This window comes from Delftia sp. 60 (assembly GCF_002754395.1).
GTDB classification, from domain to species: Bacteria; Pseudomonadota; Gammaproteobacteria; order Burkholderiales; family Burkholderiaceae_C; genus Comamonas; species Comamonas acidovorans.
This window is the reverse complement of the sequence record NZ_PEFD01000001.1, coordinates 2,269,721-2,287,980: the sequence shown is the minus strand read 5'-3', so window position 1 is coordinate 2,287,980 and position 18,260 is coordinate 2,269,721. Positions and strand designations below refer to the sequence as shown.

Annotated in this window: 19 protein-coding genes and 1 riboswitch; of the genes, 9 read left to right on the top strand and 10 right to left on the bottom strand. The window is 67.8% G+C overall.

Annotation, left to right across the window (positions count from 1 at the left end; genetic code table 11):
- Positions 1-144 precede the first annotated feature (144 nt).
- On the bottom strand, positions 145-687 hold the full coding sequence (locus CLV01_RS10355; RefSeq protein WP_012204119.1) for a 6,7-dimethyl-8-ribityllumazine synthase: 543 nt from the start codon (positions 685-687) through the stop codon (positions 145-147).
- Positions 688-796: 109 nt separating this feature from the next.
- Positions 797-965: riboswitch (FMN riboswitch) on the bottom strand.
- A 278-nt stretch (positions 966-1,243) separates the two neighbouring features.
- Here CLV01_RS10355 and CLV01_RS10350 point away from each other — a divergent pair.
- Complete coding sequence (locus CLV01_RS10350) at positions 1,244-1,888, top strand: hypothetical protein (protein WP_099734371.1); 645 nt, start codon at positions 1,244-1,246, stop codon at positions 1,886-1,888.
- 97 nt (positions 1,889-1,985) lie between these two features.
- The gene (locus CLV01_RS10345) at positions 1,986-2,657 is read left to right on the top strand and encodes a DUF4124 domain-containing protein (RefSeq protein ID WP_013803653.1); all 672 of its coding nucleotides are present in this window, start codon (positions 1,986-1,988) and stop codon (positions 2,655-2,657) included.
- Between the two features lies 1 nt (position 2,658).
- Here the strand turns inward: CLV01_RS10345 and CLV01_RS10340 are convergent, their stop codons facing one another.
- Positions 2,659-3,678 carry an SDR family oxidoreductase gene (locus CLV01_RS10340; protein WP_180288372.1) on the bottom strand — a complete coding sequence of 340 codons (1,020 nt, stop codon included), beginning with the start codon at positions 3,676-3,678 and terminating at the stop codon, positions 2,659-2,661.
- A gap of 69 nt (positions 3,679-3,747) precedes the next feature.
- Between CLV01_RS10340 and CLV01_RS10335 the strand changes: the two genes are divergently transcribed.
- Positions 3,748-4,800: a CDP-6-deoxy-delta-3,4-glucoseen reductase gene (locus CLV01_RS10335; protein WP_099735191.1), complete on the top strand. Its 1,053-nt coding sequence runs from the start codon at positions 3,748-3,750 to the stop codon at positions 4,798-4,800.
- A gap of 91 nt (positions 4,801-4,891) precedes the next feature.
- Entirely contained in the window at positions 4,892-5,860 is a 969-nt protein-coding gene (locus CLV01_RS10330; protein WP_180288371.1) for a Bug family tripartite tricarboxylate transporter substrate binding protein, read from the top strand.
- A gap of 84 nt (positions 5,861-5,944) precedes the next feature.
- Here the strand turns inward: CLV01_RS10330 and folK are convergent, their stop codons facing one another.
- From folK to hda, 4 genes are all read right to left on the bottom strand, one after another.
- On the bottom strand, positions 5,945-6,460 hold the full coding sequence (gene folK, locus CLV01_RS10325) for a 2-amino-4-hydroxy-6-hydroxymethyldihydropteridine diphosphokinase (RefSeq protein ID WP_099734374.1): 516 nt from the start codon (positions 6,458-6,460) through the stop codon (positions 5,945-5,947).
- Positions 6,435-8,024, bottom strand: coding sequence for a polynucleotide adenylyltransferase PcnB (gene pcnB / locus CLV01_RS10320; protein WP_012204111.1), 1,590 nt, complete (start codon positions 8,022-8,024; stop codon positions 6,435-6,437). Before pcnB ends, folK begins: the two co-directional genes overlap by 26 nt.
- Entirely contained in the window at positions 8,021-8,722 is a 702-nt protein-coding gene (locus CLV01_RS10315) for an HAD family hydrolase (protein ID WP_043824060.1), read from the bottom strand. Before CLV01_RS10315 ends, pcnB begins: the two co-directional genes overlap by 4 nt.
- An 88-nt stretch (positions 8,723-8,810) precedes the next feature.
- The gene (hda, locus tag CLV01_RS10310; protein WP_026062235.1) at positions 8,811-9,509 is read right to left on the bottom strand and encodes a DnaA regulatory inactivator Hda; all 699 of its coding nucleotides are present in this window, start codon (positions 9,507-9,509) and stop codon (positions 8,811-8,813) included.
- A gap of 322 nt (positions 9,510-9,831) precedes the next feature.
- On the opposite strand from hda, the gene purM reads away from it, so the two are divergent.
- The gene (gene purM / locus CLV01_RS10305) at positions 9,832-10,884 is read left to right on the top strand and encodes a phosphoribosylformylglycinamidine cyclo-ligase (RefSeq protein ID WP_012204108.1); all 1,053 of its coding nucleotides are present in this window, start codon (positions 9,832-9,834) and stop codon (positions 10,882-10,884) included.
- Between the two features lie 17 nt (positions 10,885-10,901).
- Complete coding sequence (locus tag CLV01_RS10300; RefSeq protein WP_012204107.1) at positions 10,902-11,960, top strand: AI-2E family transporter; 1,059 nt, start codon at positions 10,902-10,904, stop codon at positions 11,958-11,960.
- Positions 11,961-11,990: 30 nt separating this feature from the next.
- On the opposite strand, the gene CLV01_RS10295 is transcribed toward CLV01_RS10300, so the two are convergent.
- Together CLV01_RS10295 and murJ are read right to left on the bottom strand one after the other, a co-directional pair.
- Positions 11,991-12,836 (bottom strand): SirB1 family protein, encoded by an 846-nt coding sequence (locus tag CLV01_RS10295; protein ID WP_012204106.1) that lies wholly within the window; start codon positions 12,834-12,836, stop codon positions 11,991-11,993.
- A gap of 58 nt (positions 12,837-12,894) precedes the next feature.
- On the bottom strand, positions 12,895-14,460 hold the full coding sequence (gene murJ / locus CLV01_RS10290) for a murein biosynthesis integral membrane protein MurJ (protein WP_099734375.1): 1,566 nt from the start codon (positions 14,458-14,460) through the stop codon (positions 12,895-12,897).
- A 180-nt stretch (positions 14,461-14,640) separates the two neighbouring features.
- On the opposite strand from murJ, the gene rpsT reads away from it, so the two are divergent.
- Positions 14,641-14,934: a 30S ribosomal protein S20 gene (rpsT, locus tag CLV01_RS10285; protein WP_012204104.1), complete on the top strand. Its 294-nt coding sequence runs from the start codon at positions 14,641-14,643 to the stop codon at positions 14,932-14,934.
- A 229-nt stretch (positions 14,935-15,163) separates the two neighbouring features.
- On the opposite strand, the gene CLV01_RS10280 is transcribed toward rpsT, so the two are convergent.
- Positions 15,164-15,481: a DUF3579 domain-containing protein gene (locus CLV01_RS10280; RefSeq protein WP_012204103.1), complete on the bottom strand. Its 318-nt coding sequence runs from the start codon at positions 15,479-15,481 to the stop codon at positions 15,164-15,166.
- A gap of 350 nt (positions 15,482-15,831) precedes the next feature.
- Here CLV01_RS10280 and CLV01_RS10275 point away from each other — a divergent pair, with 350 nt between their 5' ends.
- A complete protein-coding gene (locus CLV01_RS10275) occupies positions 15,832-17,028 on the top strand; it encodes an aspartate aminotransferase family protein (protein ID WP_099734376.1) in 1,197 nt (398 codons plus the stop codon).
- 10 nt (positions 17,029-17,038) lie between these two features.
- Positions 17,039-17,971 carry an ornithine carbamoyltransferase gene (gene argF / locus CLV01_RS10270; protein ID WP_012204101.1) on the top strand — a complete coding sequence of 311 codons (933 nt, stop codon included), beginning with the start codon at positions 17,039-17,041 and terminating at the stop codon, positions 17,969-17,971.
- 85 nt (positions 17,972-18,056) lie between these two features.
- Here the strand turns inward: argF and CLV01_RS10265 are convergent, their stop codons facing one another.
- Complete coding sequence (locus CLV01_RS10265) at positions 18,057-18,251, bottom strand: hypothetical protein (RefSeq protein WP_099734377.1); 195 nt, start codon at positions 18,249-18,251, stop codon at positions 18,057-18,059.
- Between the last annotated feature and the right edge of the window lie 9 nt (positions 18,252-18,260).

The window sequence follows — 18,260 nt, the reverse complement described above, 5'->3', positions numbered from 1 at the left end:
GTTATTCCCGTCATCGCGGCTTGGCAATGCCGCGTGACGGGGCCGCGACACTCGGCACCAACTCAGTGTTTACGAGCATCCGTCCCCACCCAAAGCTGTGCTGGGTGGCGCGCCGCAACCGGCGACGCAGGCGACGCTTGCAACTCAGGCCGCGCGGGCCTGGCCCAGCGCCTGCACCTGGGCCAGTTGGTCCAGGGCCGCCAGGCAGGCATGGGCCACCTCCACGCCCTTCTTCACGAAGTGGGCGCGGAAGAACTCCACATGGTCGCCGTGCTCGTGGAAGTCGCGCGGCGTGAGCACGGCGGAGAACACGGGCACCTCGGTGTCGAGCTGCACGCGCATCAGCCCGTCGATCACGGCCGAGGACACGAACTCATGGCGATAGATGCCGCCATTGACCACCAGAGCGCAGGCGATGATGGCGTCGAAGCGGCCAGTGTCGGCCAGCTTCTTGGCCAGCAGCGGGATCTCGAAGGCGCCGGGCACATTGAAGTGGCTGATGTTCTGCGCGGCCACGCCCTGGGCCTGCAGCTCGGCCGCCATGGAGTCGCGCGCCTGGTGCACGACATCGGTATGCCAGCTCGCGCAGATGACGGCCACGCGGCTGCGGCCCGCGACGGCCCTCCACGGCGTGCCCGAGGCCGTGCCGTGTGCGGAGAAATTCAAGGAGACAGGAGTCTGATTCATGGTGCTCTTTCAAGATGAGACAAATGAATCAGGGCGCGCGCCATGGCGCCGCATGGCGCGGCGCAGCCCATGGGACAACCATGGGCATGGCGCCTGCCATGCAGGTGCTGCGCGATCTCTTTCATCCGGACTGTGACCGTCGGCTCTGGCATCTCACCAGATCTGCTGACCCCGGCCGGCCTTGCGGCTTGCCGGGCGCTCGCGGGCTCCTGGACACATGCCTAAAGACAGATCCAGATACCGCCGGTGGGGAATTTCGCCCCGCCCTGAGAACGCTGCTTTGCGGCGCACGGACTGCGCACCGCCAAAGACAGAGGCCATTCTAGCCGCGCCCGCAAGCCATTGCCGCGATCGGGGCGGCAGGCGCCCTTGCGCACCACGCCTGCGCAATTCATCTGGCAACACCTACAGAATATGGGCGAATTGCTATCAAAATAGAAGCTCCGCTGTCGCCCTTGTTGCCTTGCAAGGACGACCCAGGTCAACCAATACGGCCTGTCAAACGTCATAGGAAGAGATCCAGACAGGAAACACGCCTTTGCCCGGACCCCATACCATGCCCCGTTCCAACGCCCCCACCGCGCAGTCACACCAGCAGCGTGACCTGCGCCCCCTGCGCACGCTGCGCCTGCTGGCCGGCCTTGGCCTCGCCGCCCTGGTCACCGCCTGCGCCGTGCCGCCCGATGGCTACTCGGACATGGGCTCCGGCTACCCCAGCTATCCGACCTACCCCAGCTACCCCTCTGGCGGCGGCGTCATCTACCCCTCCTATCCCACGCAGCCCGCCTATCCCGACAACGGCTGGTACGAGCGCCAGCGCCTGCAGCGTGAGCGCGATCGCCTGCAGTACGAGCGCGAGCGCATTCAGCAGGAGCGCAACCGCGACGCCTGGCGCGACCGCCAGGAGCGCGAGCGTGAAATGCGCGAGCGCGACCGGGACCGTGACCGCCAGGCACAGGACCGCGACCGCCAGTTGCGCGAACGCATGCAGGAGCAGCAGCGCCGCGAAGCCGAGCGCCAGCAGCGGGACCGCGAGCGCGACCAGGGCCAGCAGCAACGCGATCGTGAACGCCAGCAACGCGACCGGGAACAGCAGCAGCGTGACCGCGAGCAGCAGCAACGCGCCATCGAGCGCATGCAGCGCGAAAGCCAGGGCGGCGGCAACCCCTACCCCACGCAGGATCCGCGCCACTGGCGTTGAACGGCTGACCAGCGGCATATCCAGCCCCCTGCGCTGCGCACCATAATCGGCAATGCACCACATCCCTGTGCCGTTTGTGATGGGAAAGGAAACCGCCATGCACCGCACCCAAGACCTTTGCCAGCGCCGGGCACTGGCGGCGCTTGTACCGATGCTTGCAACGCTGGTGGTGGCGCTCACCGCAGGCCCGGCCTCGGCCCAGGTCATCCGCTGCACGGACGCCAAGACCGGCCGCGTCACCTACACCAACAGCAGTTGCAAGGACGGTGAAAACCGCGTGCAGGTGCAGGAAGCCCCCAGCCCCGAAGAGCTGGAACGCGAGCGCGCGCAGTCCGCCGCCGCCATAGAGCGCAAGAACCAGCAACTGACCCGCGAAGAGGCCGAGCGCCGCGCGCGCGCCCAACAGCAGGAGCGCGAGGCGCGCAGCCGGCGCGAGCGCGAGAACTCGGCCCAGCGCGACAGCGGCGACTCACCCGCCTGCCAGCAGGCGCGCCGCCGTCTGGACACCATCCTGGCCGAGTCCAATCCCGATCCCGCCACCTGGGGCCCGCGCAGCCAGGCCGCCCAGCAGCAAATGGAAATGGCCTGCCTGGGCCCCAAGGCCTATGAGCAGCTGCAGCAATCGCGCGCACTGCAGCCCAATGCCATCAACCGGCCGTGGATCGTCGGGCGCCCCGTGCCACCGCAGCCGCTGCCGCCTTCGGCGCCCATCTCGCACTGCAACGTGTTCCGCTGCTACGACACCAACGGCGGCATCCATCCGCGCTGATTCACGCGCGCAGGCCCTGCTCTACGGTGGGGTAGCGCAAGAGCAGGCCCAGCTCGGCCTTCAGGCGCTGGTTGCGCAGGCGGCGTGACTCCCCCATGAAGCTCAGCAGGCTGGCCGGCAGCTCGCGCTGTGCCTGCTCGCGCGTGATGCGCGCGGGGCGCGGCAGGCCGTAGAGATCGGCCGCAAAGTCGAAATAGTCCCCCATGCGCAGCTGCGTATCGTCGCTGGCGTTGTAGATGCGCTGCGGCCGGCCGCGCCACAGCGCCCGCACGCAGGCGCGGGCCAGGTCGTCGGCATGGATGTGGTTGGTGTAGACATCCTCTGCGGCGCACAGCAGGGGCGTGCCGCGCAGCAGGCGCCCGCGCGGCGTACCGTTTTCCCGGTCCGGCGCATAGATGCCCGGGATGCGCAAAATGCTGGCGCGCAGCCCGCCGCGCCCGGCAAAGCGCACGGCACGCTCGGCGTTCACGCGGCGCTGGGCACGCGCCGTGGCCGGTGCGGGCGGGCGGCTTTCGTCGATCCAGGCACCCTCGCAGTTGCCGTAGACACCGGAGGTCGAGCCATAGACCAGGCTCGCCGGCCGGCCGCGACGGCGCAGCACGCGCAGCAGGGCCGTGGTGCGCGGGTCCAGCCACCAGCCCTCTTCGCCAGCGGGCGGATTGGGCGGCGGCGCCAGGTGGACGACGCGCGTGGCCAGGCCGGCCAGACGGCGCAGCGTGGCAGGTGCGTCCAGATCGCCCAGCAGCGGCGTGATGCCGCGCCCGCGCAGATCCTGCAGGCGCTCGGCGCCACGCGTCAGGGCCAGCACGCGCGGGCCCCGTCGTGCGACGCCGGAGCGCGCGCCGGGCGCGCCCGCCAATGCACCAGCCACGCGCAGCCCCACGTCGCCGCAGCCGACGATGAGCACGCGTTCGCGTCGAAAGCGCGCCGGCAGCGCGCCCAATGGGTTTTGGTTTGAGGGCAAAATCCTGGCCTGTTGCGAGGGCGGCCACCCGCGCGCCGCCGGTCGCGGCAGCGGCATGTCCGTCCGGGAAAGAAGATCGCCGGCGCGCTCCACGCGCCCGCCGGCGCCCCCGAGGATACCGAGAACATGACCGAGATAGCCAACGCTTCCCACGAAATCACCGTACAGCCCAGCGGCCGCGCCTTCGCCACGCAGGACAGCGAGACCATCCTGGCCGCCGCCATCCGCTCCGGCGTGGGCCTGCCCTATGGCTGCAAGGACGGTGCCTGCGGTTCCTGCAAGTGCAAGAAGCTCAGTGGCGATGTCACCCATGGCCCGCATGCCGACAAGGCGCTGACCGCCCAGGAAGAGGCCGACGGCTATGTGCTCACCTGCTGCGCCCGGCCAGCCACCTCGGTGGTGCTGGAGTCGCGCCAGGTCACCGATGCCAGCGCCTTTCCCATCAAGAAAATGCCCGTGCGCGTGGCCACGCTGGAGAAGAAGTCGCACGACGTGATGCAGGTGCGCCTGCAACTGCCCGCCGCAGACAAGTTCCGCTACCACGCAGGCCAATACGTGGAGTTCATCCTGCGCGACGGCGCCCGCCGCGCCTACTCCATGGCCACGGCCCCCCACGTGCAGGACACGGCGCCGGGGCTGGAGCTGCACATCCGCCACATGCCGGGCGGCAAGTTCACCGACCATGTGTTCGGCGCCATGAAGGAAAAGGAAATCCTGCGCGTGGAAGGACCGTTCGGCAGCTTCTTCCTGCGCGAGGACAGCGACAAGCCCGTCATCCTGCTGGCCTCGGGCACGGGCTTCGCCCCCATCAAGGCGCTGCTGGAGCACATCCGCCACAAGGACATCCACCGCTCCGTCACCCTGTATTGGGGCGGCCGCCGCCCCGAAGACCTCTACATGGACGCCTGGGTGCGCGAACAGGCCGAAGCCATGCCGCAGCTGTGCTACGTGCCCGTGGTCTCGGATGCCCTGCCCGAAGACGCCTGGACCGGCCGCACGGGCTTCGTGCACCAGGCCGTGCTGGACGACTTTGCCGACCTCTCGGGCCACCAGGTCTATGCCTGCGGCGCGCCCATCGTGGTCGATTCCGCGCACCAGGCCTATGTGCACCAGCGTGGCCTGCCCGACGAAGAGTTCTACGCCGACGCCTTCACCACGGAAGCCGACAAGGCAGCCTGAAGCCAGGGCAGATCAATCAATACGCAGAAAAACTGCTCTGCATACCTGCGTACCGCCAGGTGTCGCAATTTTTTTGCACAATAGCGCCCCTATGAACCGTAGAAACAGCCTTCTCTCGGTCATGGCGGCCGCTGCTGCCCTGGCCTCCCCGCTTGCCCTGGCGCAAGAGCCCATCCGCCTGATCGTGCCCTATGCGCCCGGCGGTCCGCTGGACATCACCTCGCGCGCGTTGGCCGAGCGGGTGCGTGACTCCCTGGGAGTGGTGATCATCGACAACAAGGCCGGCGCCGGCGGCAACATCGGCGCCGACGCCATTGCCCGTGCCACGCCGGACGGCATGACCATCGGCCTGGCCGCCACGGCCACCCATGCCGTCAATCCCTGGCTGTACGCCAAGATGCCCTATGACGCGGGCAAGGACTTCGCCGGCATCACCCAGATGGTGCGCGTGCCCAATGTGCTGGTGATGAACGCGGCCCGTGCCGAGCAGCTCAAGATCCACAGCGTGGCCGACCTGATCGCCTACGCCAAGGCCAACCCCGGCAAGCTCAACTACGGCAGCGGCGGCAACGGCAGCGCGGGCCACCTGGCCGGCGAAATGCTCAAGCAAAAGGCTGGTATCTTCGCCCTTCACGTGCCCTATCGCGGCGCCAACCCGGCCCAGCTGGCCCTGCTGTCGGGCGAGGTGGACTTCAACATCGACAACCTGGCCGCCGCAGCGCCCAACATCCGCTCCGGCAAGCTCAAGGCGCTGGCCGTGACCTCGCTGAACCCCACCACGCTGCTGCCCGGCGTGCCCGCATTGTCCAAGACCTTCCCCGGCTTTGCCATCGACACCTGGTGGGGCCTGGTGGCCCCGGCCGGCACGCCCAAGCCCGTGCTGGACAAGCTGAGCCGGGCCTTTGGCGATGCACTGGCCGCGCCCGAGACCAAGACCCGCTTCGAGACCCTGATGGCCGAGCCCGTGTCCTCCACACCCGCCGAATTCGACAGGTTCATGGCCGCCGAGCGCGCCAAGTACCAGCCCATCGTCAAGGCCTCCGGAGCGAAGGTGGACTGAGCCGATCCACTGCGTCCCGCCTGGCAAAAAGCCGCAGCCGCCCTCAGGGCGCTGCGGCTTTTTCATTCAGGCCACTTTCGGGATTCAGGCTTGTCGGAGATGCCAGCCAGGCTTGTGCGCCAGGCGGATGCCCTGCCCCGCCACGGCCTGCAGTTGCGCGGGCGTTACGCGCTCAGGCGCGATCTCGGCCAGCGGCACCAGCACGAAGGCGCGCTCGTGCATGCGCGGGTGCGGCACGCTCAGGCGCGGCAGCGCGATGCGCTCGTCGTCCCACAGTTCGATGTCCAGGTCCAGCGTGCGCGGCGCGTTGCGGTAGGGACGCTCACGGCCGGCCGCCAGTTCGATGGCCTGCAGCGCATCGAGCAGCGCCAGCGGCTGCAGCGTGGTGTGCACGGCGGCCACGGCGTTCAGGTAGTCCGGGCCGCTGGAATCGACGGGCGCCGTGCTGTAGAGGGAGGACACGGCCACAAGGCGCGTGCCCGGCAGGCCGCCAATGGCCTGCAGCGCCTGGGCCAGCGCCTGGCCCCGGTCGCCCAGATTGGCGCCCAGGCCAATGGCGACCCAGTGCGCCGGCTCAGTCATCCCCGCCCACGGCGCCATCACCACCGCCCTGTGGCTTGCGGCGACGGCGGCGGCGCTTCTTGGGCGCTGACCCTTCCTCACCCTCCACCTGGGGCAAGGCGGCGGCAGGTGCGTCGGCCTGCTGCGCTTCGCCAGCGCCGGCGTCCTCGCGCGCAGGGCGGGCCTTGGCCACGCGGTGCACCTTGGGCTCGGCGCTGCGCTGGCGGGCGCGCTGCTCGTCGCGGGCCTGGGCGATCAGGTCGTCGCGGCGCGCGTCGTCGGCGTTCTGGAATTCCTGCCACCAGCTGGCCAGGCTTTCATCGACCTCGCCGATGTCGGCGCGCAGGCGCATGAAGTCGAAGCCCGCGCGAAAGCGCGGCTGGGCCACCAGGCTGAACGGCGTGGCGCCCGTGCGCTTGTCAAAGCGCGGCTGCATGACCCAGATCTCGCGCATGTCGGCGGCCAGCTTGCCGCGGCCCGACACATCGCCGATGCGCTGGTCGAACACTTCGTCGATGGATTCCTGCAGCGCGGGGAAGGGGTGCTGGCGCTGGTTCAGGCGGCGCTCCCAGCCGGTCTTGACGTCATGCCACAGCACGCAGGCCAGCAGGAAGCTGGGCGCCACGGGCTTGCCTTCCTCGACACGGCGGTCGGTGTCGGTCAGCGCGGCGCGCACAAAGGGCTGCTCCGCGCGCTCGACCACCACATCCAGCAGCGAGTAGATGCCGCGTGCCAGGCCCAGGCCACGCAACTGCTCCACCGAGGCCAGCGCGTGGCCGGTCTGCAGCAGCTTGAGCATTTCATCGAACAGGCGGCTTTGCGGCACATCGGCCAGCAAGGGCTCGCATTCCACCAGGGGCTTGGCGGTCTTGGGCTCGATCTTGAAGCCCTTGCCCGCCAGCTTGGCCGCGAAGCGCACGGCGCGGATGATGCGCACCGGGTCTTCGCGGTAGCGCGTGGCCGGGTCGCCGATCATGCGCAGCATGCGCTTCTTGGCGTCGTCGATGCCCTTGTGATAGTCCACCACGATCTGCGTGCGCGGGTCGTAGTACATGGCGTTGATGGTGAAGTCGCGGCGCGTGGCGTCCTGGTCCTGCGGGCCCCAGACGTTGTCGCGCAGCACGCGGCCGCTGGCGTCCACCGCATGGTGCATGCCGGCGAGCTGGGCCTTGCTGGTGCGCTCGTTGCCGCTCACGGCCTCGGCCGCGCTGTTGTCCAGGAAGGCGCGGAAGGTGGAGACTTCGATGACCTCGTTCTCGCGCCCGCGGCCATAGACCACGTGCACGATGCGAAAGCGCTTGCCGATGATGAAGGCGCGGCGGAACAGGCCCTTGACCTGCTCGGGCGTGGCATTGGTGGCCACGTCGAAGTCCTTGGGGCGCAGGCCCAGCAGCAGGTCGCGCACGGCGCCGCCGACGATGTAGGCCTCGTAGCCGGCATCCTGCAGCGTCTCGACCACGTCGATGGCACGCCGGTCCACCAGGTTGGGGTCGATGCCGTGCACCTGCACGGGCACTTCCTGGCGCTTGCCGAAGGGGGACTTGCGGGCGCGGGGGGCAGCCGAGGTCTTGCCCAGCAGCTTGTCGATGATGTTCTTGATCATGGTGCTTCGCCAAACAGGTCCAGAATGCGCCAGCCACGTTCCTGGGCCAGGGCGCGCAGCCGTGCGTCGGGGTTGGTGGCCACGGGGTGGTCCACGCGTTCGAGCAGGGGCACGTCGTTCCAGGAGTCGCTGTAGAAGAAGCTCTCCACGCCGCCCCAGTCCAGGCCACGCGCATCCAGCCACTGCTGCATGCGCCGGACCTTGCCGTCGCGCATGCTGGGCGTTCCACGGATCTCGCCCGTGAACCAGCCCTGGGCGTCGCGCTCCAGTTCCACGGCAATCAGCTCCTGCACGCCCAGCGCGGCGGCGATGGGGCGCGTCACGAACTCGTTGGTGGCCGTGACGATGATGATCTGGTCGCCCGCCTGCTGGTGCGTGCGCAGCAGCTCCAGTGCCTGGGGGCGGATCGCGGGGGTGATCACCTCGCGCATGAAGCGCTCGTGCGCCTCGCCGGCCTGTTGCGCGCCACGGCCGCAGAAGGCCTCGGTGGCAAAGCGCACATAGTCGTGCACGTCGAGCGTGCCGGCCTGGTAGTGCGCGAAGAACTCGGCGTTGCGGCGGCCGAACTCGGCCGGATCGGTCCAGCCGATGCGCGTCGTGAACTCGCCCCACTCGTAGTCCGAATCGAGCGGCAGCAGCGTATGGTCCAGGTCGAACAACGCCAGCCGGGGCCGGAGTTGCTTCTGATCAGAGGTCATGCATATCCTAAAAAAATGGGTCCCGCGCTGCCCTTGCAACGCAGGCTCCGCCGGCTCCCGCAGTCCCTGCCCACACGAGAATGTGGGCTCATTCGGTTTCCAGCATCGTCTTGAGCAACGGGATGGTGATGGCGCGCTTGTTGCGAAGCGCAAAGCCGTCGAGCATGTCGAGCAGCTGCATCAGGCTGCCCAGGTCGCGTGAGAAGCGCTTGAGCATGTAGTCCATCACATCGTCGCCCAGAAAAACGCCACGGGCATCGGCCTCCTGGCGCAGCACCGCGCGGCGCGCGGTTTCATCGAGCAGTTGCAGCTGGAACACATGGCCCCAGCCCAGCCGCGTGCGCAGATCCTCGCGCAGCTTGAGGTCGGCCGGCGGCAGGGGGCCGGCTCCCAGCACCCAGCGCGGCGAGCCCGTGGCCGGGCTCGTCGCATTCACGAACCAGTTGAAGGCCCGCGCCTGCTGCAGCGGAGTGTAGATGTCCACGTCGTCCATCAGCACCGCCGCCCAGCGCTCGTCGAACGGCGGCGGGAACAGGGTGGATGCATCCATCCAGCCCACCATGGCGCCCTGCTCGCGCAGCGCCTCGCGCACGGCCTTGAGCAGGTGGGTCTTGCCCGAGCCCGACTCGCCCCAAAGATAGGTGGGCACCGGCGTGCGGGCAGTCTGCATGCGGCCGTCGCCCACCCAGTGGCGCAGATGATCGATCACTGCGGCATTGGGACCGACGAAAAAGCGCGACAGCGTCGGACTCGACGCCATGCTGATATCCAGAGCCAGCTGCTTCATCTGCGACATACGCGCAGCGCCCCCTTTCCTGTGTCCAGGCGGGTCCATGCGGCAAAAGCAGGCAGAGGAATCGGCAACGGCATTGGGTTGAGAGCAAAGACAGGCCCGCCTCGGCGCAGCGCTGCGGCAAGGCGGACAACGCCCGGGAGCTCCCGGGCGGACGAGGGATTTTAGTCTGCGCGGCGCCCGGCACGGCGGCAGCCGGCCCGCATGTGCAACGAAAGCCCCTCGAAGCCCACTGGCGCGCGCGCCTGCCGGCGGCCGGCGCCGTAGAATCCCGGGGTTCCAGCCCGGCATCGGGCCTACCGCACCGTACCCATCCATGAGCTCTTCTGCCCCCTCCTCTACCCCGATTTCCTACAAAGACGCCGGCGTCGACATCGTCGCTGGCGATGCGCTGGTCGAGCGCATCAAGCCGCTGGCCAAGAAGACCATGCGCGAAGGCGTGATGGCCGGCATCGGAGGCTTCGGCGCGCTGTTCGAGGTGCCCAAGCGCTACAAGGAACCCGTGCTGGTCTCGGGCACCGATGGCGTGGGCACCAAGCTCAAGCTGGCCTTCGAGTGGAACATGCACGACACCGTGGGCATCGACCTGGTGGCCATGAGCGTCAACGACGTGCTGGTCCAGGGCGCCGAGCCCCTGTTCTTCCTCGACTATTTCGCCTGCGGCAAGCTGGACGTGGACACGGCCGCTGCCGTGGTCGGCGGCATTGCACGCGGCTGCGAGCTGTCGGGCTGCGCACTGATCGGCGGCGAAACCGCCGAAATGCCCGGCATGTACCCGGCCGGTGAATACGACCTGGCGGGCTTTGCCGTCGGCGCCGTCGAAAAATCCAAGATCCTCACGGGCCAGAGCGTGGCCGCAGGCGACGTGGTGCTGGGTCTGGCCTCGGCCGGCGTGCACTCGAATGGCTTTTCCCTGGTGCGCAAGTGCATCGAGCGCGCCGAAGCCCAGGGCAGCCTGCCCGAATCGCTGGACGGCAAGCCGTTCAAGCAGGCCATCATGGAACCCACGCGCCTGTACGTGAAGAACGTGCTGGCGGCGCTGGAGCAGCACCCCATCAAGGCGCTGGCCCACATCACCGGCGGCGGCCTGCTGGAGAACATCCCCCGCGTGCTGCCCGAAGGCCTGGCCGCCCACCTGGATGCCGGCAGCTGGCCCCAGACCGAGCTGTTCGCCTGGCTGCAGAAGACGGCGGGCATCGACGCCGTGGAAATGAACCGCACCTTCAACAACGGCATCGGCATGGTCGTTGTCGTGCCTGCAGAGGCTGCCGAAGCCACGGCCGCCACGCTCAAGCAGCTGGGCGAGACGGTCTACACCATCGGACGCATCGCCGCACGCGGCGAGGGCGAGCCTGTCGAGGTCCGCTGACCACGGGCCCGCAGCGCATGACCCAGCACCTGCCCTCGCCCATCATCTCCCCGCAGCCCGCGCCCACGCGCGGCGTGACGCTTTCCAGCTATGTGCTGATGGCAGGCGCCCTGCTGCTGATCATGTGGCAGGGCCTGTTGCCGGGCATGCTTTGTGTCTGCGTGGGCTTTCTGGTCACGCGCGCCCTTGCCGGGCTGCTGGCAAGGGCCCAGCCCAAGGCCCGGCGCGGCTCGCTGCCGCGCTGGACCCAATTGGTGGCAGCCACCATCGTCATTCTTGCGCCGCTGGCCCTGCTGAGCGGCGCGCTCTCGCATACACGCACCTACATCACCGACGCGCCGCAGCAGTACCGCGAGCTGCTCGACTATCTGGCCCACACGGTGCTGGAGCTGCGTGACAAGCTGCCCGCCGACATGGCCGACCAGTTGCCGGACGGCGCGCAGGAAATCCAGCACCTGCTGGCCAGCTACCTGGCGGCCAAGGCCGGCGCCCTGGCCCATGCGGGCCGCGCCTGGCTTACCGGCCTGCTGTACGCCTATGTGGGCCTGATCATCGGCGCGCTGGCCGCCGTGCGCCCCATCACCACGCGCCGCCCGCCCCTGGTGGCTGCGCTGCGCGAACGCATCCGGCTCATGGGGCTGGCCTTCCGCCAGATCGTGGCGGCGCAGTTCTGGATTGCGGCCTTCAACACCTTCCTGACGGCCATCTTCCTGCTGGGCGTGCTGCCGCACTGGAACCTGACCCTGCCCTACACGCCAGCCCTGATCACGCTGACCTTCATCGCGGGCCTGGTGCCCATCGTGGGCAACCTGCTGTGCAATGCAGTGATCACCATCGTGGGGCTGTCGGTCTCCCCGGTGGCCGCCGCGGCCTGCCTGGGCTTTCTGATCCTGATCCACAAGGCCGAGTACGTGATCAACGCCAAGGTGGTGGGCCAGCGCACGCACATGGGCGTGTGGGAGCTGCTGGCCGTGATGTTCGTGGCCGAGTCGGTGTTCGGCCCCGCAGGCCTGGTGGCGGCGCCACTGTTCTACGCCTATCTCAAGAAAGAGCTGGAAGCCGTCCGGCTGGTCTGAGCAGCGCTCCGACACTGGGGGTTGCCGCCGCTACAGCCCCCTGAGCCGCCGGATCACCTCGCGCACGGCCACGGCCTGCGCGCCCTGCTGGGAATGCAGGAAGCGCTCCAGGTCTTCGAGCGCACGCTCGGTCACTCCCCACTGCGCATAGGCCAGCCCCCGGTCCCGGAAGATCTCCGGCATGTCGGGCCGCAGCACGGCCAGCCGGTTGAGCACGGCCACCAGCAGCGGCCAGTCGCGCCGCGCATGGTGGATCTCCTGCAGATTGCGCAGCATGCGCTCCAGGATGTCGCGCGGCGATGCGCCCTGCAGGTACATGCCCAGCGGAGCCGCCTCCTCGGCGGACAGGCCGGCGTTCTGCCAGAAGGGCTCCAGCCGCTCGGCCAGGCTGTTGGCCGAGAAGGATTCACCGCTCAGCGGGTCCATCACCACCTGCCCCTGGGGCAGGCGCAGCTTGACCAGGAAATGCCCGGGAAAGCTCACGCCCTGTGCCGGCAGATCGATGGCCGCAGCCAGCTCCAGCCAGATCAGCGCCACACTGATGGGAATGCCGCGCCGCGTCTGCAGCACATGGTGGATGTAGCTGTTGGCCGGGTCGTAGTAATCGTTGAGATTGCCGCCAAAGCCCAGCTCGCCATAGAAGAACTGGTTGAGCACGCGCAGGCGCTGCAGGGAATCGGTTTCGCCGGCCAGGCGCTGGAGCAGGCGCACCTGCAGCCGGTCCAGCTCGGCGCTGGCCGCCTGCAGGTCGAGATCGGGCACGGCATCCTGGGCGATGCTGATTGCCGCCTCCATCAACGGCAGGTGGTCATCGCTTTGCACCAGCGCTGCAAAGTATTGCAGGGCCGTTGGCGTGTCTTCGTAACTCCAGCTCATGATGCTTTGTATATTGCAGCGCCCAAGCCTGCAATTATGCGGGTTTGGGCGATGCCTCTCAGCGCCGCAGCAGTGCGCGCAGCTTGAGCCCCGCCGCCCACAGCGCACCGAAGTACAGCAGCACCGAGGCGGCCATCAGCGCGGCGAGCAGGCCCACACGCTGCCAGCCGTTGGCGCGCAGCGCGATCCAGTCGAAATGCTGGCTGCCCCAGGTCAGCAGCACGGCCAGCAGGCTGCTGGCCGCGACTACCTGCAAGCCCAGCCGTCCCCAGCCCGGCTTGGGACGGTAGACGCCCCGGCGCAGCAGACCCCACAGCAGCCAGCCCGCGTTGACCAGGGCCGCCAGGCCGATGGACAGCGCCAGGCCGGTATGCGCCATGAAGGGCACCAGGACCAGGTTGAGCAGTTGGGTGATGACCAGCACCACGATGGCGATCTTGACGGGCGTGCGGATGTCCTGGCTGGCGTAGTAGCCTGGCGCCAGCACCTTGATGGCCACCAGGCCCACCAGGCCTGCGCCGTAGCCGACCAGCGCCAGGGCGATCTGGCCCACGTCGCTGTCCTGCAGCGCACCGCGGTGGAACAGCGTGGCCACCAGCGGCTCGGCAAAGGTGAGCAGGCCCACGGCGCACGGCACGGACAGCAGCACCACCAGGCGCAGCCCCCAGTCCAGCATGGCCGAGTAGCGCTCCGAGTCGTCGGCCGCCTTGGCAGCGGCCAGCTGGGGGGTGAGCACCACGCCCAGCGCCACGCCCAGCAGCGCCGTCGGAAACTCCATGAGCCGGTCGGCATAGAACAGCCACGTCACGCTGCCCGGTTGCAGATAGGAGGCGATCTGGGTGTTGATCATCAGCGAGACCTGGGCCACGCCCACGCCCAGCAGGGCCGGCGCCATCAGCTTGAGGATGCGGCGCACGCCGGCCTCGGCCCAGGCTTCGCGCAGCGCAGCTGGCGAAAAGCCGATGCGCGGCAGCAGGCCCAGGCGCGCCAGCGCAGGCAGTTGCACCGCCAGCTGCAGCACGCCGCCCAGCATCACGCCACCGGCCATGGCATAGATGGGCTCGATGCCACGCGCCTGCAGCCAGGGCGCGCCCCAGAAGGCAGCGGCGATCATGGCCAGGTTCAGCAGCACCGGCGTGGCGGCCGAGACGGCAAAGCGCCGCCAGGTATTGAGCACACCGGCCGACAGCGCCACCAGCGACATGAAGCCGATGTAGGGGAACATCCAGCGTGTCATCAGCACGGCGGCGTCATAGCCCTCGGGCGACTGGCGCAGGCCGCTGGCCAGCAGCCAGACCAGCAGCGGCGCGCCCACCACGCCCAGCACGCAGGTCACCAGCAGCACCCAGAACAGCAGCGTGGCCACGTGCGAGATCAGCGTGCGCGTGGCCTCTTCTCCCTCCTTGGCCTTGCTGGCGGCCAGCACCGGCACGAAGGCCTGGCTGAAGGCCCCCTCGGCGAACAGCCGCCGAAAGAGATTGGGAATCCTGAAGGCGACATTGAACGCATCGGTCAGCGCATTGGCTCCGAACATGGAGGCCATGAGCAGATCGCGCACCAGCCCGGTGATACGGGAGGCCAGCGTCAGCAGGGAAACGGTGGAGGCGGCTTTGAACAGTGACACCGTGGGGAGTGTATGCGCTGGCATGCCCCGCCGGCCGGCGCGCCAGGCGGGCCTGGCCGCTCTTGCACTCCGTTGCAACAGGCCGGCCCGCGCGGCCTGGGCCCTCAAGGCCCTGTCCAGGCTGCGTGCTATAATCCCGCGCTTCGCCGACAACATCCTCAGACACTAGGAATACATATCATGGCATCCAAGCCCGCAAAGAAGAACCCCCGTCTCGCCTCCGGCCGCAAGCGCGTCCGCCAGGACACCAAGCTCAACGCAGCCAACACCTCGCTGCGTTCCAAGTACCGCACCGCCGTCAAGAAGGTCGAAAAGGCCGTTCTGACTGGCGACAAGGCCAAGGCAACCGAACTGTTTGCCGCAGCCCAATCCGTTCTGGACACGATCGCCGACAAGGGCATCTTCCACAAGAACAAGGCCGCTCGCGACAAGAGCCGCCTGTCCGCCAAGGTCAAGGCCCTGGCCGCCGCCTAATCCAATTAGGCAACCGCACGGATGGCTCCGGCCATCTGCCGTTTGTAACGGGTGCGCTGTCAGCGAACGAGAAAACCGCCTTCGGGCGGTTTTTTTGTGCCTGAACGATGCTCCTGCATCCGCAGGATCCACCAAAAAAGCCCCACCCTCCGGAGCACAGGCGAAAAAAAACGCACCCCAGGCGCGCTTCACATCGGACGGGAACGACCCGCAAAAAAAGAAGCCGGCCTCAGCGGGCCGGCTCGTCCGGTATCAGGCAGGCCTCGGCAACCTGCAGGTTGTTGTCCTTGGCGAAGTTCAGGCAGAAATCCCAGGCCATGGGCTCGTAGTCGCGCAGGTCGCGGTGCACGACCACGCACTTGACGCCATTGAGCGTTGTGGGAACACACCAGGGCGAGTAGCTCAGGTGGCTGCCGCGCTGGGCACCACCGGGGCGAAACTGGCTCATGACGCCTGCCAGCCGCTCAGCCCAGTCACTGGGCCGGAAAGTCTTGCCTTCGTGGGTGATGCCCTGGATGAACAGTTCTTTGCTGGAGGGAGAGACCATCAGGATGCACGCCAAAATACGACTTGCGCAACAAGGAACAACACAGGCAACCTGCCAAGGGGCACGGCGCCCTGCCACGTCCTGTTTGCGCAAGTCCTTCAAAAAAGTCAGAGCCCACAGGCAGGATCGCTGCCAGCAGGCCAAGCCGGCATTTTATCTCTTATATAAGAGCTGAGGCCTTGTTGCAGCGCACTACCCAAGTGTGGCGTAGGTTCATTGCATGGCTGTGATGCGCAAACCGCAACGGTAGGCCATCGCGCGGCCCCTAGAATCGGGCTTCGCTGTTTTTCAGGCATCTGCGGCGGCAACGCCCGGATGCCGTTTACTTTCCAGCTCAGGAGATTTTTGCAATGACCGCTTTCATTGAGGCTGCCTCGCCCCACGTGATGAACACCTATGGCCGCGTACCGATCGCTCTGGAGCGAGGCCAGGGCTGCCGCGTGTGGGACGTCAACGGCAAGCAGTACCTCGATGCGCTGGGCGGCATTGCAGTGAACACGCTGGGCCACAACCACCCCAAGCTGGTGCCTGCGCTGCAGGACCAGGTGGCCAAGCTCATCCACACCTCCAACTACTACCACGTGCCCGGCCAGGAAACGCTGGCCAAGCTGCTGACCGAGCGCGCGAAGATGACCAATGTCTTCTTCTGCAGCACGGGCCTGGAGGCCAACGAGGCCGCCATCAAGATCGCGCGCAAGTACGGCGTGGACAAGGGCATCGCCAAGCCGGTGATCGTGGTCTACGAGCATGCCTTCCACGGCCGCTCCATCGCCACCATGACGGCCACGGGCAACCCCAAGGTGCGCGACGGCTTCGGCCCGCTGCTCGACGGCTTCCTGCGCGTGCCGGTGAACGACTTCGAGGCGCTCCAGAAGGCCACGGCCGGCAACCCCGACGTGGTGGCCGTGATGATGGAGCCCATCCAGGGCGAAGGCGGCCTGCACCCCATGCGCATCGAGTACATGCAGCAGGTGCGCGCACTGTGCGATGCCAACGGCTGGCTGATGATGTTCGACGAAGTCCAGGCCGGCATGGGCCGCACGGGCAAGTGGTTCGCCCACCAGTGGGCCGGCATCATTCCCGACGTGATGACCCTGGCCAAGGGCCTGGGCTCGGGCGTGCCCATCGGCGCCGTCGTGGCCCATGGCAAGGCGGCCACCGTGCTGCAGCCGGGCAACCATGGCTCCACCTTCGGCGGCAATCCGCTGGCCATGCGTGCGGGCATCGAAACCATCCGCATCATGGAAGAGGACGGCCTGCTGGCCCACACCACCAAGGTGGGCGACCACCTGAAGGCCACGCTGCAAAAGGAACTGGCCGACGTCAAGGGCGTGGTCGATGTGCGCGGCCAGGGCCTGATCATCGGCATCGAGCTGAACAAGCCCTGCGGCGCCCTGCTGGGCCGTGGCGCCGAAGCCGGCCTGCTGTTCAGCGTGACCGCCGACACCGTGGTGCGCCTGGTGCCGCCGCTGATCATGACCGAGGCCGAAGCCGACGAAGTGGTCGCCAAGCTCAAGCCCCTGATCGTGCAATTCCTGTCCGAATGAGTACCTGCCTATGACTGCCATCAAGCACTATCTGCAGTTTTCCGACTTCACGGCCGACGAGTACGCCTATGTGCTCGAACGCGCGGCCCTGATCAAGAAGAAGTTCAAGGGCTACGAAAAGCACCACACGCTCAGCGACCGCACGCTGGCCATGATCTTCGAGAAGGCCAGCACGCGCACCCGCGTGAGCTTCGAGGCGGGCATGTACCAGCTCGGCGGCTCGGTGGTCCACCTGACCACGGGCGACAGCCAGCTGGGCCGCGCCGAGCCCATCGAGGACAGCGCACGCGTCATCAGCCGCATGACCGACCTGGTGATGATCCGCACCTATGGCCAGGACAAGATCGTGCGCTTTGCCGAATACTCGCGCGTTCCCGTCATCAACGGCCTGACCAACGAGTTCCACCCCTGCCAGATCCTGGCCGACATCTTCACCTTCATCGAGCACCGCGGCTCGATCCAGGGCAAGACCGTCGCCTGGGTCGGCGACGGCAACAACATGGCCAACACCTGGCTGCAGGCGGCCGACCTGCTGGGCTTCACCGTCCACGTCAGCACGCCGGGCGGCTACGAGGTGGACGAGAAGCTGGCCTTTGGCGGCAAGACCCCGCGCGAGGGCTGCTACAAGGTCTTCAAGGACCCGCTGGACGCCTGCAAGGGCGCCGACCTGGTGACCACCGACGTGTGGACCAGCATGGGCTACGAGGCCGAGAACGAAGCCCGCAAGAAGGCCTTTGCCGACTGGTGCGTGGACGCCGAAATGATGGCCGCCGCACGTGGCGATGCCCTGTTCATGCACTGCCTGCCCGCCCACCGCGGCGAGGAAGTGGAGGCCGAGGTCATCGACGGGCCGCAGTCCGTGGTCTGGGATGAGGCCGAGAACCGGATGCATGTGCAGAAAGCTCTGATGGAATACCTGCTGCTGGGCCGCCAGCCGAACTGACAACGCAGTCCGCTCAAAAAAGAATGCCTGCAGGCTTTGCGCCTGCAGGCATTCTTTTTTCCCGGCGGAAGTTCGGGCCGTGGCCTTACGGTCCCCGCTTGTCCGGTGCGCAACTGTCCCCGCCGCAGGCACTGCAGCCGCCACAGCCGCCCGCATCCTTGGGCGCCAGTGCCGGATGCATCTGCCCGGCCTTCTGGCGCCAGCGCGCAGGCAGATAGCGCCAGACCAGGGACACGCCGGCCATGGCCACGATCAGCCCGACGATGATGTTCTGCCACATGGTGCTTGT

Excerpts from the sequence above, each read along its gene's own strand:
- CLV01_RS10330 (WP_180288371.1), top strand. The coding sequence starts at position 4,892 with ATGAACCGTAGAAACAGCCTTCTCTCGGTCATGGCGGCCGCTGCTGCC.
- rpsT (WP_012204104.1), top strand. The coding sequence starts at position 14,641 with ATGGCATCCAAGCCCGCAAAGAAGAACCCCCGTCTCGCCTCCGGCCGC.
- CLV01_RS10315 (WP_043824060.1), bottom strand. The coding sequence starts at position 8,722 with ATGACCTCTGATCAGAAGCAACTCCGGCCCCGGCTGGCGTTGTTCGAC.
- folK (WP_099734374.1), bottom strand. The coding sequence starts at position 6,460 with ATGGCGCCGTGGGCGGGGATGACTGAGCCGGCGCACTGGGTCGCCATT.
- pcnB (WP_012204111.1), bottom strand. The coding sequence starts at position 8,024 with ATGATCAAGAACATCATCGACAAGCTGCTGGGCAAGACCTCGGCTGCC.
- purM (WP_012204108.1), top strand. The coding sequence starts at position 9,832 with ATGAGCTCTTCTGCCCCCTCCTCTACCCCGATTTCCTACAAAGACGCC.
- CLV01_RS10335 (WP_099735191.1), top strand. The coding sequence starts at position 3,748 with ATGACCGAGATAGCCAACGCTTCCCACGAAATCACCGTACAGCCCAGC.
- CLV01_RS10265 (WP_099734377.1), bottom strand. The coding sequence starts at position 18,251 with ATGTGGCAGAACATCATCGTCGGGCTGATCGTGGCCATGGCCGGCGTG.
- CLV01_RS10275 (WP_099734376.1), top strand. The coding sequence starts at position 15,832 with ATGACCGCTTTCATTGAGGCTGCCTCGCCCCACGTGATGAACACCTAT.
- CLV01_RS10280 (WP_012204103.1), bottom strand. The coding sequence starts at position 15,481 with ATGGTCTCTCCCTCCAGCAAAGAACTGTTCATCCAGGGCATCACCCAC.
- CLV01_RS10300 (WP_012204107.1), top strand. The coding sequence starts at position 10,902 with ATGACCCAGCACCTGCCCTCGCCCATCATCTCCCCGCAGCCCGCGCCC.
- CLV01_RS10295 (WP_012204106.1), bottom strand. The coding sequence starts at position 12,836 with ATGAGCTGGAGTTACGAAGACACGCCAACGGCCCTGCAATACTTTGCA.
- CLV01_RS10340 (WP_180288372.1), bottom strand. The coding sequence starts at position 3,678 with ATGCCGCTGCCGCGACCGGCGGCGCGCGGGTGGCCGCCCTCGCAACAG.
- argF (WP_012204101.1), top strand. The coding sequence starts at position 17,039 with ATGACTGCCATCAAGCACTATCTGCAGTTTTCCGACTTCACGGCCGAC.
- CLV01_RS10350 (WP_099734371.1), top strand. The coding sequence starts at position 1,244 with ATGCCCCGTTCCAACGCCCCCACCGCGCAGTCACACCAGCAGCGTGAC.
- CLV01_RS10345 (WP_013803653.1), top strand. The coding sequence starts at position 1,986 with ATGCACCGCACCCAAGACCTTTGCCAGCGCCGGGCACTGGCGGCGCTT.
- hda (WP_026062235.1), bottom strand. The coding sequence starts at position 9,509 with ATGAAGCAGCTGGCTCTGGATATCAGCATGGCGTCGAGTCCGACGCTG.
- CLV01_RS10355 (WP_012204119.1), bottom strand. The coding sequence starts at position 687 with ATGAATCAGACTCCTGTCTCCTTGAATTTCTCCGCACACGGCACGGCC.